The following is a 21,922-nucleotide window of genomic DNA, read 5'->3' as shown; positions in this document are numbered from 1 at the left end:
AAATTATAATCCTTTAACTTTAGCTACTACTTCAATTTCAACTTTAACGTCTTTTGGTAAGCGTGCAACTTCAACACAACTACGTGCTGGTTGATGTTCACTGAAATAACTTCCATAAACTTCGTTTATTTGTTGAAATTCATTCATGTCAGAAATAAAGATAGTTGCTTTTACTACAGATTCTAAATCTGAACCTGCTTCTTCAAGTACAACAGATAAGTTCTCAAGTACTTGTTTTGTTTGTTCTTTTACATCATCGCTAACAATATTCCCTTCAGCATCTAATGGGATTTGTCCTGATGTAAATACTAAATTGTTCACAACCATTGCATGTGAATATGGTCCTAAAGCTTCCGGTGCTTTATTTGTATTAATTGTTTTCATGCTGTAAAAACTCCTTTTACGAAAATTTAGACAAACTGTTGCCAGGTTCTACTTTAAATTCCTGATTATATTCATCAACATCTGATAATTTGACTAAAGAAGTATAATCCTCAATCAATCTTTGTTTAACTTCTTTTGATTCTACAAGTACAGATACCCCTTTTACTTCGGCTTTAAACTCATTCATAAGATTCATAACGCCATTTATTGAACCACCTGCTCTCATAAAATCATCTACCACAAGTACGTTAGAATTTTCAGCTAATGTACGTTTAGATAGAACCATTGTTTCAATTTTACGAGATGATCCTGAAACATAATTAATAGAAACAGTAGAACCCTCTGTTACTTTATTGTCTTTTCTAATTACCACTACTGGTAAATTTAATACGTTAGCTACTGCATTGGCAAGCGATATACCTTTTGTGGCAATCGTCACGACAGCATCTAACTTCTCATCCATATAAATACTGGCAATTAATTTACCTACTTTATTTAATAAAGAAGGATTGCCAACTAAGTCAGATAAGAATAAATAACCGCCTGGTAATAAACGCTCTTTCTCTTGTAATAAAGCGATGATTTCATCAATGATTTCTTTCGCTTCCTCTTTACTCATCATTGGTTTATACGTTACCCCACCGCTTGCGCCAGCAGTTGTAATCACAGTTCCTAATTTTTCTTTTTGGAACGTGTTTTTAATAATTTGAACGTCTTCACTAATTGAGGACTTTGCTTGTTTAAATTTTTTCACGAAAAATGTTAAAGGTATTAACTGATTTGGGTGATTCATTAAATATTGTGTCATAAAGACGATACGTTCGCTTCTTTTATACCTCATAAGTCCAACCCTTCTATCCTAATAATCTAACTAAATATACTTCATTACAACAGCCGTTGACTGCATTATAAACTTTCTTCGCTTGACTTTCTTTTTGTGCAAGGCCATAAACGGTAGGCCCACTTCCGCTCATAAGTGCGCCATCTGCACCACATTGCAACATATTATTTTTTATCTTTTCAATTTCAGGATGCAATGACATTGAAACTGGCTCTAAACGATTAGATAAGCTTTGGCATAACCTTTGATAATCGCCATTATTAATCGCTTCCTCACACATCTTCGTATGTACATGATGCGCATAATTTAAATTAAGTGCTTTAAATATATCTGGTGAAGATATCCCTAAATTAGGTTTAGCTAAGACCACCCACGCGGATGGCGGCTTATTTAAAAACGTAATTTTTTCTCCTCTACCAGTGCATATAGCAGTTTTATTATATATGCAAAATGGAATATCTGTACCAATTTGTATACCTAATTCACTTAATTCCTCTAACGGTCTATTCAGATTATATAAACGGTTCATGCCTCGCATTGTAGCAGCAGCATCAGCAGAACCTCCTGCTAACCCAGCTGACACTGGAATATCTTTATCAATCGTAATGGTCACACCTTGATTTAAATCATAGGTCTCCATCATCAATTTTGCAGCCCGATAAGCAAGATTTTTATGATCATTTGGAACATAATTATGCTCTATATCTACAACAATTTTTTTATCATTTCTTTTTTGAAAAGAAAGGCGATCATTTAAATCCACAGTTGTCATGACCATCGCAATTTCATGATATCCATCATCTCTTTTGAAAAGTGTATCGAGCGTCAAATTTATCTTGGCAGGTGCCGTTTCATATATCATTTTTCCGCCCTCTCTTCATCAATAGTAATAAGATGATTTTAACATAAAGACTTAAAATATTTGATAGATACACCGTAAATTTATGTAAAATCTTAATGAAAGCTATTTTAAAATCTCCTAATATCCGTTTTTTAAGATGAACGACAATATTAATATAAATATTATGTAAAAAATATGTAAAAATAGTCTTTAGAAATTTTTATTCTTTTTTTAAAAGCGGCCATAATGAAAAAGAGCATTGAACTCAATTTAAGCCCAATACTCAATCATTTTTATTATAGAGTTTGCATAACATCGAACTACTCTATATTTATATGTTCAAATTAGTGTGCAACTGCTTCTTGATGATTATCCTCTTCAAATGAAACTTGTACGTTCTCTGTAAGAACATCCGTATATGTATACGAAACTCTTTCAAAATTATGCTTATCTTGGTCTAATTCAACAATGAATACTGAAGGATATGTTTCTTTTAACACACCACAACGTTCAATTGTTTTTTTACGACCCCCGTTGGCTTTTAGTACAATACGATTTCCTAAATGACAATCAATAGAATTTTTGATGTCCAAAATTGATTTTGGCATATTGCTCCACCTCGCTACAAGTTACATAATACCACATTTTATAGCGATTTGTCAAATAAAATTTAAATTTTATCAGTGTAAAAGAACTTTGTCAACAATTTAATTTTCTAATTCTGGGAAATTTTTCTTTTCTTCATACAAACGTGCAAAATCTTGTATCGAAAGCGTTTCACCACGTCGTTTAGGATCAAATTCTGCTTGTTCAAGCCATTTTGAGATACTTTCTTTAAATTTTTTACCATCTTTAAAGAAGTTCTGATAGTTATTATTGATAGTTTTACGTCGTTGAGCAAATGCTGCCTTAGCAAGTTTAAAGAAGGCTTGTTCATCGTCCACTTTAACGAGTGGCGTTTCTCGTTGCATTAATTTCACTACAATAGAATCCACGTTTGGTGGTGGCATAAAGACAGATTTCGGCACAGTTAATACTTTGCTTGTTTCTGTATAATATTGAGTAACGATAGATAAAGAGCCATACGCTTTTGTGCCCACTTCAGCATTCAAACGTTCGCCCACTTCTTTTTGCATCATAACAACATAACCATCAATAGGAATGTCTTGTTGCATTAAATTCAGCAAGATAGGCGTTGTAATATAATATGGTAAATTAGCTACAACCATAATTTTGTCGCAGTCATTCAAATGTGTTTCCACTGCTTTAGCTATATCCGCTTTTAAAATGTCTTCATTGATGATGGTTACATTGTCATACGGCGCAAGTGTATCTTTAAGTACAGGAATTAAACGTTGATCGATTTCAAACGACATTACCTTTTTCGCATGTTTAGCCAATTGTTCAGTTAACGATCCCATACCTGGTCCTACTTCAATTACACCAGTTGATTTATCGATTTGACTTGCATCAATAATTTTATGAATAATGTTCACATCTATTAAAAAGTTTTGTCCTAAACTTTTTTTGAAATTAAAACCATATTGATTTAATAATTCTTTCGTTCGAGAAGGCGTTGCGATATCTTTTCTTTCCACCTTTTATTCACTCTCCTTATCCATTGATAAAGCTTCACGTACATCCCTTTCAGTATAGCCGAATGCATTAAGTTTTTTTAGTAATTGTTTGCCATTGGAATGTCCGATATGCAGTTTTTGACCTAATATTTCTCTTTTACGTCTCGCATCTTTGCCGATAATCAATCCTAAATCGATGAGTACACTTTTATCTATTGTTTCTTCCGCTTCTTCAAACGGCGAACTGACATGCATGAGTGCTTCTTTAATATCCTCTGGATGTGCATGTTCTATGCCAATCTTCCCTCGTTTATTTTTAGCTTTTTCACGGTCAATATATGCATGTTTAACACCTTTAACATGTTCAGTGATAGTATTTCTAATTTTATCTCCCGGAAAATCAGGGTCCGTTAACACAATCACGCCTCGCGTTTCTTGTGCATTTTGAATAACAGCTAGTGTTTCCTTGTTTATTGCGCTACCATTCGTTTCAATAGTGTCACATTCCACTGCTGACTTAACACGTTCCGTATCGTCTCTGCCTTCTACTACGATAAATTCATTTATCTTCATAATTGATTATCATTACCTTTCAAGCTATTCGTTATTGTTTTAACTTTTCAAAAATAAAAAATGAGAAAGATGCTGGCATTTATATCGTGATTTCCTCATAAAATGATACCACGACATCACTTGTTCAACATCTTTCTCACAGCAATTTATTGATTTAAATTAAATAATCGTTCCGCATTCTCAGTCGTTTGACGGCATACTTCTTCGTATGTCATACCACGTAATTCAGCAATTTGTTGAGCAACGAGTGTCACTCTTTCAGGTTCATTACGTTTACCTCTATAAGGATGTGGCGATAAATAAGGCGCATCTGTTTCTACAAGCAATCTATCCATCGGCACATGCTTAGCAACTTCTTTCGGTTGCTTAGCATTCTTGAATGTCACTGGACCGCCTAAAGATACGTAGAAATTCAATTTATTAATGACTACATCTGCAATTTCAGGAGAACCGCTAAAGCTGTGCATAATGCCTCCAACTTCTTCAGCATGTTCTTCCATTAAAATATCTACGCAGTCTTGAGTCGCTTCACGATTATGGATAATAATAGGTAATTTCACTCTTTTAGCGAGTGCAATTTGCTTTCTAAATACTTCTTTTTGAACATCGGCAGGCGATTTATCCCAATGATAATCAAGACCCATTTCGCCAATACCAATAATCTTAGGATGCTGTGCTAATTGTTCAATCCACTCAAGGCGTTCTTCAGTGAAATCAATTGCATCAACTGGATGCCAACCGATAATACCATAAATAAAGTCATATTTATCGATTAATTCCATCGCACGTTCAATAGTAGGCGTATCAAATCCAACCACAAACATGCGATCTACACCTGCTTCTCTAGCGCGAGAAATAACTTCTTCTAAATCTTCATTATATTGCTCATCATTTAAGTGAACATGTGTATCGATTAACATTCTATCTCTCCTAACGTTCAAGGTCTGGGCAAAAGACATTATCTTTATGCCCTAACCTCTTTATATTTTATCGATAAGCTCGTTTTATTTTACAATAGCGCCATTTGGAATCGCACTTGGTAAGCTTACTAAAGTTAAGACGCCATCTTTTTCAGCAGATAAAATCATGCCTTCAGATTTTTGGCCCATTAATTTAGCTGGTTTCAAGTTAGTAACGACTGCTACTTTCTTACCAACGATATCTTCTGGACGGTAGAATTTAGCAATACCTGAAACAATTTGACGTTGTTCGTTACCTAAATCGATTTGAATTTTTAACAATTTATCAGATTTAGGGACATTTTCAGCGTCAGTAATCGTTGCTGCTTTAATTTCAACTTTATCGAAGTCTTTAATATCGATTTGTGCTTTACCTGGTACCGCTTCTTCTACAGTAGTTGCTGGTTGATCTGGTTGCATAGATTCTTTAATATATGCAATTTCAGCTTCAGTGTCTAATCTTGGGAAGATCGGCGTTGGTTTTTCAGTAACCATAACTGGTTGTTTCAACGCGCCATAGCTTTCAAGGCTAGCTAATTCGAATAATTCAGGATCATTAATGTTTAATTGTTTAAAGATTTCTCTTGGTGCATTTGTTAAGAATGGACGTAATAATACAGCTGCGAAACGAATGTTCTCAACTAAATGCGCCATTACATTGCCAAGCATTTCTTTTTGGTTGTCATCTTTAGCTAATACCCATGGTGTTGTTTCATCAATGTATTTATTTGTACGACTGATGAATTTCCAAACCGTAGATAAAGCAACTGAGAATTGGAAGCTTTCCATGTTCTCATTGAAGTTTTTCACTGTTTCAAGCGCAAGTGCTTCCATATCTTCATCTAATTCATGTTTTGGACCTTCATAAGCTGGAAGTTCACCTTGGAAGTATTTATTAATCATAGAAATCGTACGGTTCACTAAGTTACCTAAGTCATTCGCTAAATCATAGTTTGTACGTTCTACAAAGGCTTCTGGTGTGAACACACCGTCTGAACCGAATGGTAATTCACGCATTAAATAGTAACGTGTAGCATCTAAACCATAACGATCAATTAATACGTTAGGATCTACTACGTTACCTTTTGATTTACTCATTTTCCCGTCTTTCATTAAAATCCAGCCATGCGCAAAGACTTTCTTAGGAAGTGGTAAATCTAAAGCCATTAATAAGATTGGCCAAATAATAGAGTGGAAACGTACAATTTCTTTCGCCATTAAATGTACATCTGCTGGCCAATATTTTTGGAATAATTCATCATCATCTGATAAATATCCTAATGCTGAAATGTAGTTAACTAACGCATCAATCCATACATAAACGACGTGTTTAGGGTTTGAAGGTACGCGTACGCCCCAATCAAATGAAGTACGTGATACTGCTAAATCTTCTAAACCTGGTTTAATGAAGTTGTTAATCATTTCATTCTTTCTTGAAGGTGGTTGAATGAAATCAGGATTTGCATCATAAAACTCTAATAAACGATCTGTATATTTATTGATATTGAAGAAATAACTTTCCTCTTTCACTAATTCCACTTCATGACCTGAGTCAGGACTTTTACCGCCGACAATTTTACCATCTTCATAAACAGGGTCTACAAGTTGTGACTCAGTGTAGTATGTTTCATCAGGAACTGAATACCAGCCTTCATATTCACCAAGATAAATATCACCTTGTTTTAATAAACGTTCGAATACTTTTTCAACCACTTGTTTATGGCGTTCTTCAGTTGTTCTAATAAAATCATCATTAGAAATTTCTAATTTGTTCCATAAACTTTTAATGCCGTTAATCATTTCATCTAGGTATTCTAATTCCGTTTTACCCGCTTTTTGCGCTTTTTCTTGAATTTTTTGACCATGTTCATCCGTACCTGTTAAATAACGCACGTCGTAACCTTGCATACGTTTGTAACGCGCAATTACGTCACCTGCAACCGTTGAATATGCGTGGCCAATATGTAAATTACCACTAGGATAATAAATAGGGGTTGTAATATAAAATGTTTCTTTCGCCATCAATGGTCCTCCTCTTCCTATATAACATTATTTATAATGTCATGTAAGCCCACGTTAAAGACTTATAAGTTAATGTTTTTCGTTACATTTTAATTATAACGCATATATTAAATTTATTGTCGTATCTTATTAACATTACCACAAATTGATTATATTATGGAGTATTTCAAGCCGTTTTAAAGGTCTATTTTTTGAAAATGACTGTCCCTCTTGCCCCGACTTTTACACCACAAAGTTATTTAATTTCATGATAAATGTCATACACTTCGCCCGTCTTCATATGACGGTCTTCAGCTACTAACTTAATCGCTTTTTTAGGTTTCAAATTCTGTTCAGCAATATAATGGTCTACATGTTCTTCAATAGACAATGACTCAAACCACTGTTCAGTTTCAAGTGGTTTCGCACCTTCTATAAGAATGACAAACTCACCTTTTTGGGGAATCTTTTCTTTTTCAAAAGCATCGAGTAATGCTTCCGCTTCTTGCATAACAATTTGTTCAAACTTCTTCGTTAGCTCTCGTCCTACTGCTACACGTCTTGAAGCATCTACTTTAATAATCGCTTTTAACGTTTCTATTACTCTAAATGGTGATTCATAAATAATTAACGTACTATCTTGATACATTCTTTCTTGTAGGACATCTATTTTTTCTTTTTCCTTACGTGGTAAAAAGCCTAAGAACGTATACGTAAATGACGGTAGACCACTAGCCATAAGTGCTGTTAACCCTGCGTTAGGACCGGGAACTGTTTCCACTGCAATATCGTGTTGATGTGCTTCAACGACCAATTCATAACCCGGATCACTGATTAATGGCAAACCCGCATCTGATACTAAAGCAATATCATTTCCTTCATTCAATAAATTGATTAAATAAGCTGTTTGTTGCTCTTTATTATGTTCATGATACGATTTTAATGGCGTTTGAATATCATAATGATGACATAACTTTTTCGTTACTCTTGTATCTTCACATGCTATAAAATCTACACTTTTTAACGTTTCTATCGCTCGAAATGTAATATCACCTAAATTACCTATCGGCGTGCCTACTAAATATAAAGTCGCCATCTGCATTCTCCTCAATTAATTTTAATTTTTGTTGTCTTGTGAAGGTCTTTATTTCGTACTCTCTTCGCATGGCTTCTGATTTCGAAGTGTACGTTTCTTGATAAACTAACTCTACCGGACGTCTTGTTTTAGTATATTTGGCCCCTTTTCCAGCATTATGAGTCGCTACACGCGCATTAACATCCTTGGCATACCCAGTATATAAACTATTATCTTTACATTTTACAATATAGACGTAATGGTTATCCATAATACACTTCTCTCATTTCTTCGCTATATTCCCCATCACTATTATAGATGTAGAAAGGAGGCGCAATTTCTAGACCTGGTTTACCATTCATACGTCCTTCCACCACAATCGTCACCGCTGATTTGTTTAATTTACTATAAACAAACACTACTTTTTTAGGTTCAATACTAACCTTGCGCATTTCAGTTAAGACGTCCATCAGTCTATCCGCTCGATGTACCATCATTAAACGGCCACCTTGTTTTAATAAATGACGCGCAGCCAACATGCAATCTTCTAACGTACACATAATCTCATGACGCGCAATCTTATGCGCTTCTTTCTGATGTTGATTGAGCTGATTTTCTTTAAAATAAGGGGGATTACAAGTGACGAGTGTATATTGTGACGGCTTAAAATTGTGATATACCTCTTTTAAATCCAAATGATGCATCTTTAAACGATCCTCGAGTTGATTGTACGCATAGCTACGACGTGCCATATCTACAAGTTTCTCTTGAATCTCAACACTTTCAATCATTTGTGTGCCTTTCGCAGACAATAATAAGGAAATCACGCCATTACCTGCACACAAATCTAAAATCTTGTCATTTTTTCTCACTTCAGTAAAATGCCCTAATAATAACGCATCCGTTGAAAAAGAAAACACATCATCATTTTGAATTATTTTTAAATCTTCTTTTATTAATTCATCCAATCTTTCTTGATCTTTCAGCATATATTTACTCCTAAAAAAGAGATGTCTTTACAACACACTATAAAATCAACTCGTGTTGAAATCCATCTCTGTCTATTAAAAACTGGCATAAACCTCTTTATCCAGTATTAAAATTTTATTCATTGTTAACTATTTAACACGTTTAAACATAGTAAGCAGTCTTCACCTAAACGATGCTTACCAAACAATTCACCATTACAAATATGGAAACCTTCACTATATAAAACAGCCAAATTATCTTTACTTGGTAATGGTTTTTTCACATTTTTAGTAGAACGTTTGTCTTCTTCATTCTCTTTTGAAGTTGTCGTGTTCTGAGTTGTAGGATAAACAGGTTTGTTCACTTCAGAATCTTGTTCACTTTTTGCCATTAATGTTTTTAAATTATCATTTTCAACTTGTAGCGCAACATTCTCTTCTATAAGGTCAATCGTTAGCGATTTAAGCTCAGTCATCTCTTCATTTAAACGTGATACATTACTTTCAAGTTGAATTATTTTTTCAAATAAGTCATTACGATTCAAACGTGACGCACCTTCCTTAATTTAAAGCTTTTAATTCTTCCATTTTATACTCTAGCGGTTGTTCAAGACCTTCAATTTTAACTTGCATTGAAATGTCTAATATATTCAAACCAACTACGCGGCCTTGGCCTTCTGGCGTTTTCACTTGGTCGCCCACATCTGGTAATTGCGCTCTTGCCTCTTCATAGAAATCATTTTCATATTTAAGACAGCACATCAAACGTCCACACGCACCAGAAATTTTGGTTGGATTAAGGGATAAGTTTTGATCTTTCGCCATTTTAATAGACACTGGCTCAAAGTCCCCTAAAAATGTAGAACAACATAATGAGCGTCCACACGGACCAATGCCTCCGAGTAATTTAGCTTCATCACGCACGCCAATTTGTCTTAATTCGATACGTGTTTTTAAATTTTGTGCCAGAACTTTAACTAATTTTCGAAAGTCGATACGGTCATCTGCAGTAAAGTTGAATATCACTTTAGATTTATCAAGCGTATATTCACAATTTACTAAACGCATATCTAATTGTTGTTCTTTCACTAATTCTTTGCATAGAGTTAATGCATCATCAGCATCCGCTTCATTACGATAGTAAGTTTGGATATCTTCCTCAGTGGCTACTCTTATAATTTCTTTTAAAGGTAATGCGACATCCCCTTCGTCCACCTCTTTAGATGGAAATTGCACATTACCAATTTCAATGCCTCGCTTAGATTCGACAACGACCCAGTCGTCTTTCTGTAAGTCTAAATCTTTAGGCGCATAGTATTCCAATTTCCCGGCTTTTTGAAATTGTACACCTACGATGTTTGGCATTTTATCTCACACCTTTTATAACTATTTGTTCAAATACAAGCGTCGGATTAACATTTTGCATTAATTTTTTGTGTGCTTCTGTAATTTGATCATACATTAATATAATTTGATTAAATGTTAGTTGTTTTGCATATGATTCAATTTCTGCTTGCAAATCCGAATAAATATATTCATTTTTCGTCTCTACTTTAGCATGCATAATATCTTCAAAGAAAGCATTCACTGCAGATAAAGTGAGCGTTTGTAATTTACGATTTTTCGCATTCTTTAATAAATCTATAATCCCAATTAACGCCATAGGTTGATTCGTTATTAATAATTCACACCAGTGAACAATCACTTTCCTAAGCGCGATTAAATCGTGTTCTTCATTTAAATCTTTAGCAGTATCTAATTGTGTTGTATACGTACTCAACATTTCAGCTACTGCACGATTTATGTCATGTTCCACTAATCTATCTATAAAATGTTGCTTATCACTTGGTTTAAAATAAACGTGTTGGCAACGTGAATGAATAGTGTCTAATATCTGTTCAGGTTTCGTAGACATTAAAATCGCCACTGTATTATCAGGCGGCTCCTCTAAAAATTTTAATATACTATTTTCCCCTTGAACAGTTAACTTTTCAAAATCTTCTATAATATAAACTTTGTACTTACCTTCAATTGGAAGTTGATTCATGCGATGCACAAGTTGCTCAATCTGTTCTTTCTTAATTGCATTTTCTTCTGAAGCTACATACATAAAATCCGGTTGATTGTAGTGATCCACTTTCAACTCGCATTGTTGGTCTCCATCACAAAGAATAAGTTTTGCAAATTCCATAGCTACGTGACGCATGGACTCGGCATCATCGCCTTCAAATAAATACGCATGAGAGAGTTTATTCGAACGGTACGCATTAGCTAGTTTGTGTAGTTCATCCATTTTGCATACCCCTTATTCATTTTACTTATATAAAAAGGCTGCCTATCACAGCAGCCGAATATTGTATCATCATCTAAGGTGTCATTAAATTCTTGTTCCTACATTAATTATCTTAATTATTAAAATCTGTGGAATGCTTCGACTGGCATTACAAATACTGTAGCGCCTCCAACTTCAACTTCCACTGGATAAGGTATGTACGAATCAGCACTACCACCCATTGGCGTCATTGGAGAAACAAGTTGGTCTCTGTTACCACAAGTATTATCAATTACTGATAAAACATCGTCGACACGGTCATCATCTACACCACATAGGAATGTAGTATTTCCCGCTCTTAAGAAGCCACCAGTAGTTGCTAATTTTGTAGCTCTAAAGTTATGTTTTACGAGTTGGTCTGAAAGTTCTTGACTATCTTGATCTTGGACGATCGCTATAATCATTTTCATTATTAAAACACCTCTTCTAGATATTATATCATAATTTTTTTAAATAATTTAAAATAATCTCATATGTTTCTGTTACTACTTCTTCAATACTTTGCGTAGCATCGACTACTTTAAAACGATTCGGCGATTCATCAATAACTTGGTGATAACCTTCAATCACTTTTTCATGAAAAGCCATATCTTCTTTATCTAGTCGATTTTGATCACGTTGATTTTGTAATATTCTATTTCGTCCTACTTCCGGCGTAATATCAAGATAGATTGTGACATCTGGATAAAGACCATTTATCGCAAAATCATTTAACTTTTTCACTTCTTCAATACCTATACCCCGTGCGTAGCCTTGGTAAGCAAGCGAACTATCAATATATCGATCACATAATACAATTTTATCCTCACTTAATGCAGGTATGACTTTTTCCACTAAATGCTCTCTTCTTGAAGCAGCAAATAACATGGCTTCTGTGCGAATATCCATTTTATCCCCTTCAAGTACAACTTTACGAATCTCTTCCCCAGTTGGGACGCCACCAGGTTCTCTCGTTGCTATAACGTCATACTCTTGCGCTAATTTCTCAGCTACACGTTTAAGCACAGTCGTTTTCCCTGATCCCTCTGGTCCTTCAAATGTTATAAATGCAGACATATTATTCATCCTTAACTAATATTTTATCGTTATTAATACCTTCAACTCTACCACCTTGTTGAAGATAATATCGCATCAATTTTATCATATTCTGTGTAATGCGTTCGCCTTTTAGGAAAATGGGTATCCCTGGAGGATACGGAATAATATGTTTCGCTAAAACTTGATCTATCGCGTGGTCTAAATCGACCCATGTCGCAGAGGTTATAGCGCGTGGTATATATGTCCCTTCATTAACAGGTAGAGGGAACGCTTCATCTACCGTTGTTTTAGGAGGCGGCAATTCTATCGCTCTTATTCTATCCAATAAGTCAGTGTATGGGTAGTTATCTTGCTGATGCCATAATGGCAAGACAAGTAAAACTTGATATTCGTCAGCCAATTCAGGATAAATATGTTGCGCTTCAAACCATGTTTGGATTTCATGTCCTGAATAACCAGGGTAACGAATAAGTACTTTTAGAGGGTCGGCTACTTTAATTACTTCAAATCCTGTTTTTTCTAAAACTTGCAGTAGTAGGTCTCTTTTTTCAAAAAATAAAGTACTATCATAGTCTTTAAAAAACTGATGAGCTAATTCAATACTTGCCATTACTAAATAGGAAGGACTCGACGTTTGAAAGTACCCTAAATATCGAATAACTTCCTCTTTCATCGGTGCATCTTTATGAATAAATAACACCGAACCCATCGTCAATGCAGGCAATGTTTTATGATAAGACTGCACCACATAATCAGCCCCTACCTCTAACGCTGATTTAGGAAAATGTGGCAAGTTAAAATGCGCGCCATGCGCTTCATCTACTAATACTGGAATATCATGTTGATGCAACGTTTCCACTGCTTCTTTAATGTCAAAACATTCACCGTAATAATTAGGATATGTCATAATAGCTAACTTCTGTTTATCAAATTGAGCCTGAGTCAAATCAGGAGCGATATACTGACGACTCATATCGCTAATCATCATGGGCATAATATCAGCATTTTGTTGAGTTAAATCAATCCCATGAAAAACAGATTTATGTACATTTCTACTTATTAAATAATTACCTTCAATAGAAGAAAATGCTTGAATCCCAGATAAAATGCCTGAAGTCGTCCCATTGACTAGCATGTATGCCTCATAATCTGGGTGTTTATTAATAGACTGCATACTCTCTAAAATAATCTCTTCAGGATGATGTAAGTCATCTAAACCAGTGATTTCTGTCATGTCCATTTCAAATTTTAATTTATTAAGATGTCCTATAGTCATATTCTTATGACCTGGCACATGCAGAGGAATTGCTTTATGATCAATCAATTCATTTAATTTTTGAGTAATTGGCGTATTCAAGGTAGACACACTTTCTTAAAATAATTATCGAATATTGGATAAATCATTATCCCCTTGGCGTTTATTTAACCAATTAGATTTTAATAATCCCATTACATAACAGTCTCTATATTCACCACGCGTGTAAAAATGTTCTTGTAAATTACCTTCAACAATAAAATTATTACTTTTATAAATATGTACGGCTTTTTCATTTCTTACATCTACATATAAATAGACTTTATTCATATTCAATACTAAAAAAGCATAATCAATTGCCATCTTAAAAGCTTTTTTAGCATAACCTTTATTACTGTGTATGGGATCAATAATAATTTGGATTTCACAATTTCGATGTACAAAATTAATTTCTACTAATTCCACTACACCCAGTGAAATATGATTATCTTCAATGATGAATCGTCGCTCTGACTCATCCAAAATATGCTTTTGATAAAGATTTTCTAGTTCACTAAGCGATTGATACGGTTCTTCAAACCAATAAGCCATAATCGAATATTCATTATTTAAATGGTGCACAAATTTCAAATCAGTTTCTTCCAAAGCTCTAATTATCATTTTTAAGCACTCCTTCGCTTAAAATTCTATGGAATTGCATTAAAAATGTAAATCAATAACTTAATTATTAATAAAGAAAAAACATACTTCAATATAAAAAAGGAACCTGAGACACTATTGCAGTCTCAGATTCCTTCTATGATTCGTCATGAGTTTTTCACACATGTATTTTATCAATGTTGATTCTTTTTAACGTCTTCTTTTTTTCTTCTGAAGACAAATAATGAACCAATAGCTAATAAAATACTAGCTAATGCACTTGGGTTAGTATTAGTTTCCCCAGTTTTCGGTAATTCAACTTTATGCGGTTTTACCTCAGTAGATAAAGCTGTCTTAGGTTTTTGCGTAGTATGTGGTTTTAAAGGTTGTTTCTCTTTTTCTTTTGTAAACGTATGAACTTTTTTAGGCTCATGTGATGTTTTATCTTTCACTTTTTCATACACATATGTTGTGATGCCATTATTTTCAATCACAATACCTGTATATCTCCATCCACCATCAATTAATAAGTAAGGTGGTTTTTTACCTTTTTCTACTGTTGTAATTTCATGACCATTTTTATCGATATAGCGCGTAATTTGTAGTTCAGGAATATCCACTTGTGGCGCATGATTCGGTATTTTTGATTGGATTTTTTCATATACGTACGTTGTGATGCCATCTTTAGTTATGACTTTGCCTGTATATTGCCATTTATCTCCGATAACACTCGGTGGCGGTACAATACCTTTTTCCGGATCTTTCACTACATTTTCATCTGTATCTATATATGTTGTTATTTTTAATTCCGGTATTTCCACTTGTGGTGGATTATTTGGTATTTTTGATTGGATTTTTTCATATACATACGTTGTGATACCATCTTTAGTTACAACTTTGCCTGTATATTGCCATTTATCTCCAATGATGCCTTGCGGCGGTACAATACCTTTTTCTGGGTCTTTCACTACATTTCCATCTGTATCTATATATGTTGTTATTTCTAATTCTGGTATTTCCACTTGCGGTGGATCATTTGGTATTTGGGTTTGAATTTTTTCATACACATATGTTGTGATGCCATCTTTAGTTGTGACTTTGCCTGTGTATTGCCATTTATCTCCAATGATGCCTGGTGGCGGTAATGTTCCTTCCTCTGGAACTTTCACTTCATTGCCATCTATATCTACATAACTTGTCACTTCTAATATTGGAATCTCCACTTGCGGTGGATCATTCGGTATTTCTGTTTGAATACGGTCATATACATACGTTGTGATACCATCTTTAGTTGTAACTTTTCCTGTATATTGCCATTTATCTCCGATAACACTCGGTGGTAGTAATGTTCCTTCCTCTGTATCTTTGAGCTCATTTCCTTCAGGGTCTACATATCTTGTTACTTCTAATACCGGAATCTCCACTTGTGGTGGGTCATTCGGTATCTCTGTTTGAATACGGTCATATACATATGTTGTGATGCCATCTTCACTTGTGACTTTGCCTGTGTATTGCCATTTATCTCCAATGATGCCTGGCGGCGGTAATGTTCCTTCTTCTGTATCTTTGAGTTCATTTCCTTCAGGATCTACATATCTTGTCACTTCTAATACCGGGATCTCCACTTGTGGTGGATTATTCGGTATTTCTGTTTGGATGCGTTCATACACATACGTTGTGATGCCATCTTCAGTTGTAACTTTGCCTGTATATTGCCATTTATCTCCAATGACGCCTGGTGGCGGTAACGTTCCTTCTTCTGTATCTTTGAGCTCATTACCTTCGGTATCTACATATCTCGTCACTTCTAATACCGGAATCTCCACTTGCGGTGGGTCATTTGGTATCTCTGTTTGAATGCGTTCATACACATATGTTGTAATTCCGTCCTCGCTTGTGACTTTACCTGTGTATTGCCATCTGTCTCCAATAATGCCTGGTGGTGGCAATGTTCCTTCCTCTGTATCTTTGAGTTCATTTCCTTCAGGATCTACATATCGCGTTACTTCTAATACTGGAATCTCTACTTGTGGCGGGTCATTCGGAATTTCTGTTTGGATGCGTTCATACACATACGTTGTAATTCCGTCTTCTTGTGTCATTTGTTTTGTATATTGCCACTTATCTCCGATAATACCCAGTGGTGGTAATGTTCCTTCCTCTGTATCTTTGAGTTCATTACCTTCGGTATCTACATATCGCGTTACTTCTAATACTGGAATCTCCACTTGTGGTGGATCATTTGGTATCTCTGTTTGAATACGTTCATATACATATGTTGTAATACCGTCTTCTTGTGTCATTTGTTTTGTATATTGCCATTTATCTCCAATAATGCCTGGTGGCGGTAATGTTCCTTCTTCTGTATCTTTGAGTTCATTACCTTCGGTATCTACATATCGTGTTACCTCTAATACTGGAATCTCCACTTGTGGTGGGTCATTCGGTATCTCTGTTTGGATACGTTCATATACGTATGTAGTGATGCCATTCTCTTGAGTCATTTGTTTTGTATATTGCCACTTATCTCCAATAATGCCTGGTGGTGGTAATGTTCCTTCTTCTGTATCTTTGAGTTCATTACCTTCAGTATCTACATATCTCGTCACTTCTAATACTGGAATCTCCACTTGTGGTGGATTATTTGGTATTTCTGTTTGAATACGTTCATACACATACGTTGTGATGCCATTCTCTTGCGTCATTTGTTTTGTATATTGCCATTTATCTCCAATAATACCTGGCGGTGGCAATGTTCCTTCTTCTGTATCTTTAAGTTCATTACCTTCAGTATCTACATATCGTGTTACCTCTAATACTGGTATTTCTACTTGTGGTGGATCATTTGGTATCTCTGTTTGGATACGTTCATAGACATATGTTGTAATACCGTCTTCTTGTGTCATTCGTTTTGTATATTGCCATTTATCTCCAATAATGCCTGGTGGTGGTAATGTTCCTTCCTCTGTATCTTTGAGTTCATTACCTTCGGTATCTACATATCGCGTCACTTCTAATACTGGTATTTCCACTTGTGGCGGATCATTTGGAACCTGTTCATAAGTTACTACTGGTTCATAGACATAATGAACTTCTATAGTCTGTTTACCAACTACCGTACCACTCTCATTTTCAGGAGTTGCAACTAAACGATAACTTATTGTTTTCTTAACGCGTCCATTTTCATTTTCCTCATAAGAAACACGATTTGGAATTGTCGCAGCTGTAGCTGTATAGTTCGTACCTTCAATTTCACGGTTAGCGACAGTCACTTGTGGACTTAGTACTTCTCCATCCGCCGTTTTAAAGTCTGCTATTACATTTCCTTCAAATACTTCAGTATAAATTAAATGTACAGTTTTAGTTTCTGCTTTAATATATTGACCTAAAATTGGTTCAAACTGATTATCTACTCTAATAAATTTATAATGTCTATTTTGATTATTAATTAGTTGAGGAACACTTGCATTATATTCAGTATTTTTAGGTCCTTGAGATGTAATTGGACTTTGAATAACATTACCGTTTTCATCAGTATAGTTAACAACTAAAGTACCTCTATTATCTTCAGTTTCAAGCTCTACTTTATTACCTGCTAGCCATGAATTATCTACTCCGCGTGTGAAGATTTGAGAATGTGATTTAGTTAAAATAGGAGCATCTTCTGGAACGGTAACACGCACGTTCGTTTGGAAGTTATCTCCTTTTTTCAATACAAGCGGTGTATCGAAAACATATTTAACCGCCGTAACTTTTGTTAAATCAGTTGGATTTGAAGTATAAGTGCCATTCTGTACATCACTATCAGTAGTATAAACAACTCTATATTTGTCAGTATCAGGAACTAAAGCAGTTAAATTTGTTTTTACATTATCTTTTGGAATTGTGACTACAATCTCTTTCAATACACCATCACTATTAGTAAAGTTTACTGTTGATGTCTGTAAATTAACACTATCTCCAAGATTGACATCAACTTGAGATTTATCAAAACTATTTGATGACGTTTTACCAATAGTTAAAGTAGAGGCAAATTCTTTCGCTAATGCAATTTTAAATGGTATATCAATGACTGACACATATTTTTCATTAGCACTTAAATCTTCGGTGATAACATCTGATAACTCAAGTTGGTTATTATCAAGCGATTGTGCAGTTGTTGGACGTACCATTTCAGAATTTTTATCCCAAATAGTCGCATAACGAATTGAATAAGTACCTACTGGTAACGTTCCTCTATTATAAATATCAAAAGTCATTTCTGCTGTGTCTTGAGATAATGAGCTACGTGATGTTATAGCGTTCTTTTCTGATTTATTCCAATCATAACCTTCAGGAGCTTTATAAATATATAAAGTTCTTCCACTATTTTTATAGTTAGTAACCACTTTTACTGGTTCTATAACTGGTCGTTTTTTCAAAATATTTGTCGATGTCGTTTCATAGTATCCATCAGTCCATCCATTAGATGTACGGATAAGTTCATTGTTACTCCATAAACGGGCGTTACCAAGTGCTGTACCATCTGGCACACTTAATGATAAATAAACATTTTTAATATTATCCAGTTTATCATTCACAATATCCGAAGTATTATTCGATGCTTCCTCACTTAAATACTTCATATATTCTTTTGTATTAGCTTTGATAACGACATTGGCTTTATCATTATAATTTAGTAAGTTTCCAGAAGAAGCATTTGTATTTCTAACTACAGTTTGCGTTAGAGTGTGAGGAAATGCCTCTTTTGTATGAATATATGAATAATTACCATTAAGTAAATGGCCCGATAAACTACGAGTTGGTACACTGCTTGCCGTTGGAAGACTATTTTGAGGGACTTGATCCACAATCAAACCATTTTGCATGCGTTGTACATTATCATCTTTAGCCGCTGTGTCCCATCTATGATCATCTACTGCATAAGTCACATCAGCAGACCAACCATAAATTTCTTTTAGAACTTCACTATCTGGTGATACTGTATCTCTTATTATTGGTGTTTGTAATACGAGATGACTATATTTATTTTTACCAAAATGATATGTTTTATTACTGTTATTTAATTCAGTCCATTGGGCTAATTTAGTTGTTGAACCATCACTATTTACCCCATATAAAACAAATGGTGATTTTAATGCGATACCTTTTGAACCATCCTTATTTGCTGAACCATTATTATAATTAATTTTCTCTGGTGGTAAGGTAAATGTTGTAAAATAATCCCCATCTTGGCCTGTCGGCATTTGAATTGAATGCATATAAGTTGGCACATATTTATTTGATTGATCTCGGTTATTAACCATTTTAGTTATTCTAAATTGTTCATGTGTATGATCACTCTTAGTGAATAAGCGAGACGCATCTAAAGTACGCAATGTATTAAAATAAACATCACTTGTTGCTTTGCCGGCTTCATTGATCATTCTAAACTTGATACCTTCTGGGTCTGGTACATTTTGAATGTAATCTTGTCCATTAGGTAAGCGACCAACCGTTTGCCAATTCATATTTGTTTTAATAAAACCATTATCTTTAAATTGTTGTAAAACGTCTGGTGTTAAAGCATCTTTTTTCAATTTTAGAACTGGATAATATCCCATATAAGGTAATATTTGTCCTTCATTTAAATGCATATGAATACCCGATGCATCTTGTGTCCAGAACTGATTACTTTTAGCCTCTGGGTCTAGTTCAAGCCAGCTTGGTACATTTTGAATATTATAAGTAAAATCAGTATAACGACTATAATATCTTGGCGTAATAGCATCGTCACGATTTTCTAAGAACCATTTATCACTTGGTAAAGGAACTTGATAACGGTAATTATCACTCTTGTCAGATACTGTGCCATCTTCTTTTAACATACCAATAGTCGGTGTTGTATTAGCAGGGGGTTTAGGTGCTAATTTCCAAATTGAATTAGGAGGCGTTTGCCCACGATCTACATATATACCTCCTTTAACATGGTCAAAAGTGGCATTAGTTTGTTTAGTAGCTACTAAATTATCACCTTGATACATCTTCATGGTAGTAGTAACTACATCACCCTCACCAGGACCAGTCCAAATCATTCCACCTACAATTTGATTGATATTAATTTGACCAGCTGAAGTACCAGCGATAGGTCTTAAATCAAATTGGTAGCGCCAAGTGTCTGTATCAGATAAATCTGTTTTTCTAGTTACATATTCAGAGTTTGAAAATGTAGGTGCAGAAATAATAAATTTTTTAGGTGCTTCATATACTAATTTCCCATCATTAATAGCTCCATGTCCAGAGCCTGTAAATGAAAATGATGTATTCATTTCACGGCGATTATTTATAAGATCAGATGATATATTATAATTTTTATCATGGCTACTTGTACCACTAAATACAAAATCACCAGCTAAACTATCATCGCTCACATCTCGTTTAGTACGTTTTTTGATTACTGGACTAGTAGTTTTTACAGGTTTAGAGCTAGTATTATTATTTAAAAGGTTATCAACATTATCATGGCTATTTTCAGATACCGATTTTTTATTTTGTGAAACATTTGTACCATTATCTACATCTTTTTGTGTAACTTGTTGAGCGTTATCAACTTTTTGCGTATTATTATTTGTTAATGAATGGTTATTGTTATCTGTGTCTTTTTGTTCATTCGTTTGCGAAGGCACTGCTTTTAAATTATTATTAGTTTCTATGTTTTCTACATTAGGATTATTTGAAGTATTATCTTCAGAATTAGTTTTTTTCAAATTATCATTTTGATTAGGTTGTACTTGAGGAGAAGTTAAATTTGTTGAAGACGTTTGATTTTGTTCTTCCTTATTTTGTTTATCAGAAGCTTTAATATCACCTTTTACTTCGGCAGCATGTGCCTCATTATTTACCCCAAATACTAGAAAAGATCCTACTAAAATTGATGCGATGCCTACTGAAAATTTTCTAATAGAATATTTGTTTTGAATATTCGGTTGAAAATGTCTATTCTTGTTGTTATTTCTATTCAATTATTTCTTTTCTCCTTATTAATATACTTATTAGGAGGTTTATCTATCTTTCTCCATGCTCATATTTTAGAATACTATTTACAACAACTTAAATCAATACAAATATTATTATATTTTTATGTAAAATTAACGGTAATACACTCAACTTAAATAACAATCAATGTTTAATTTTCGGCATAAAAATGCACCTTAATAAGTTAGAAGTTAAATCCAACTTTTGAGGTGCACATCTTCTCTTCATAAAGCTAAATAAACATACCCAAGTATAATTACTTTAATTTTAGACATAAAAAAAGAGACCTTACGGTCTCGATATCGGCTCATCGCATCCATACGATTTAATTGCCTGGCAACGTCCTACTCTAGCGGAACGTAAATCCAACTACCATCGGCGCTAAGGAGCTTAACTTCTGTGTTCGGCATGGGAACAGGTGTGAC

19 protein-coding genes and 1 rRNA gene are annotated in these 21,922 nt (G+C 34.4%); all 20 read right to left on the bottom strand.

What is annotated here, in order from left to right; all coding sequences use genetic code 11:
- Nucleotides 1-3 precede the first annotated feature (3 nt).
- Entirely contained in the window at nt 4-384 is a 381-nt protein-coding gene (locus tag CD127_RS00485) for a RidA family protein (protein ID WP_103365372.1), read from the bottom strand.
- A gap of 16 nt (nt 385-400) precedes the next feature.
- Entirely contained in the window at nt 401-1,225 is an 825-nt protein-coding gene (gene purR, locus CD127_RS00480) for a pur operon repressor (RefSeq protein ID WP_103298611.1), read from the bottom strand.
- A 13-nt stretch (nt 1,226-1,238) separates the two neighbouring features.
- Nucleotides 1,239-2,087: a 4-(cytidine 5'-diphospho)-2-C-methyl-D-erythritol kinase gene (gene ispE / locus CD127_RS00475; RefSeq protein WP_103365371.1), complete on the bottom strand. Its 849-nt coding sequence runs from the start codon at nt 2,085-2,087 to the stop codon at nt 1,239-1,241.
- 323 nt (nt 2,088-2,410) lie between these two features.
- Complete coding sequence (veg, locus tag CD127_RS00470; protein ID WP_002461480.1) at nt 2,411-2,674, bottom strand: biofilm formation stimulator Veg; 264 nt, start codon at nt 2,672-2,674, stop codon at nt 2,411-2,413.
- Nucleotides 2,675-2,773: 99 nt separating this feature from the next.
- Complete coding sequence (rsmA, locus tag CD127_RS00465; protein WP_103365370.1) at nt 2,774-3,664, bottom strand: 16S rRNA (adenine(1518)-N(6)/adenine(1519)-N(6))-dimethyltransferase RsmA; 891 nt, start codon at nt 3,662-3,664, stop codon at nt 2,774-2,776.
- A 3-nt stretch (nt 3,665-3,667) separates the two neighbouring features.
- Nucleotides 3,668-4,216 (bottom strand): ribonuclease M5, encoded by a 549-nt coding sequence (gene rnmV / locus CD127_RS00460; RefSeq protein ID WP_103298608.1) that lies wholly within the window; start codon nt 4,214-4,216, stop codon nt 3,668-3,670.
- A 146-nt stretch (nt 4,217-4,362) separates the two neighbouring features.
- On the bottom strand, nt 4,363-5,136 hold the full coding sequence (locus CD127_RS00455) for a TatD family hydrolase (RefSeq protein ID WP_103365369.1): 774 nt from the start codon (nt 5,134-5,136) through the stop codon (nt 4,363-4,365).
- Nucleotides 5,137-5,220: 84 nt separating this feature from the next.
- Nucleotides 5,221-7,197, bottom strand: coding sequence for a methionine--tRNA ligase (gene metG, locus CD127_RS00450; protein ID WP_103365368.1), 1,977 nt, complete (start codon nt 7,195-7,197; stop codon nt 5,221-5,223).
- 235 nt (nt 7,198-7,432) lie between these two features.
- Nucleotides 7,433-8,272 carry a 16S rRNA (cytidine(1402)-2'-O)-methyltransferase gene (gene rsmI, locus CD127_RS00445; RefSeq protein ID WP_103365367.1) on the bottom strand — a complete coding sequence of 280 codons (840 nt, stop codon included), beginning with the start codon at nt 8,270-8,272 and terminating at the stop codon, nt 7,433-7,435.
- Nucleotides 8,235-8,522 carry a GIY-YIG nuclease family protein gene (locus CD127_RS00440; protein WP_103365366.1) on the bottom strand — a complete coding sequence of 96 codons (288 nt, stop codon included), beginning with the start codon at nt 8,520-8,522 and terminating at the stop codon, nt 8,235-8,237. The genes rsmI and CD127_RS00440 overlap by 38 nt, the downstream gene beginning before the upstream one ends.
- Nucleotides 8,515-9,240, bottom strand: coding sequence for a tRNA1(Val) (adenine(37)-N6)-methyltransferase (locus CD127_RS00435; RefSeq protein WP_103365365.1), 726 nt, complete (start codon nt 9,238-9,240; stop codon nt 8,515-8,517). The genes CD127_RS00440 and CD127_RS00435 overlap by 8 nt, the downstream gene beginning before the upstream one ends.
- A 125-nt stretch (nt 9,241-9,365) precedes the next feature.
- Entirely contained in the window at nt 9,366-9,764 is a 399-nt protein-coding gene (gene yabA, locus CD127_RS00430; protein WP_103298602.1) for a DNA replication initiation control protein YabA, read from the bottom strand.
- Nucleotides 9,765-9,780: 16 nt separating this feature from the next.
- The gene (locus CD127_RS00425; protein WP_103365364.1) at nt 9,781-10,584 is read right to left on the bottom strand and encodes a PSP1 domain-containing protein; all 804 of its coding nucleotides are present in this window, start codon (nt 10,582-10,584) and stop codon (nt 9,781-9,783) included.
- A 1-nt stretch (nt 10,585) separates the two neighbouring features.
- Nucleotides 10,586-11,512 carry a DNA polymerase III subunit delta' C-terminal domain-containing protein gene (locus tag CD127_RS00420; RefSeq protein ID WP_103365363.1) on the bottom strand — a complete coding sequence of 309 codons (927 nt, stop codon included), beginning with the start codon at nt 11,510-11,512 and terminating at the stop codon, nt 10,586-10,588.
- A 119-nt stretch (nt 11,513-11,631) separates the two neighbouring features.
- On the bottom strand, nt 11,632-11,961 hold the full coding sequence (locus tag CD127_RS00415) for a cyclic-di-AMP receptor (protein WP_103298599.1): 330 nt from the start codon (nt 11,959-11,961) through the stop codon (nt 11,632-11,634).
- A gap of 28 nt (nt 11,962-11,989) precedes the next feature.
- A complete protein-coding gene (gene tmk / locus CD127_RS00410) occupies nt 11,990-12,607 on the bottom strand; it encodes a dTMP kinase (protein WP_103365362.1) in 618 nt (205 codons plus the stop codon).
- A 1-nt stretch (nt 12,608) separates the two neighbouring features.
- Nucleotides 12,609-13,946, bottom strand: a complete 1,338-nt coding sequence (locus tag CD127_RS00405) for an aminotransferase class V-fold PLP-dependent enzyme (protein WP_103365361.1) — start codon at nt 13,944-13,946, stop codon at nt 12,609-12,611.
- Nucleotides 13,947-13,970: 24 nt separating this feature from the next.
- Nucleotides 13,971-14,504: a GNAT family N-acetyltransferase gene (locus CD127_RS00400; RefSeq protein WP_103298596.1), complete on the bottom strand. Its 534-nt coding sequence runs from the start codon at nt 14,502-14,504 to the stop codon at nt 13,971-13,973.
- 173 nt (nt 14,505-14,677) lie between these two features.
- The gene (locus tag CD127_RS12910; protein WP_103365360.1) at nt 14,678-21,484 is read right to left on the bottom strand and encodes a MucBP domain-containing protein; all 6,807 of its coding nucleotides are present in this window, start codon (nt 21,482-21,484) and stop codon (nt 14,678-14,680) included.
- Between the two features lie 344 nt (nt 21,485-21,828).
- Nucleotides 21,829-21,922: ribosomal RNA gene (gene rrf / locus CD127_RS00390) — 5S ribosomal RNA — on the bottom strand; the annotation flags it as partial.

This window comes from Staphylococcus petrasii, assembly GCF_002902565.1.
In the GTDB taxonomy this organism is placed as follows: Bacteria; Bacillota; Bacilli; order Staphylococcales; family Staphylococcaceae; genus Staphylococcus; species Staphylococcus petrasii.
This window is presented reverse-complemented; position numbering and strand designations above follow the sequence as displayed.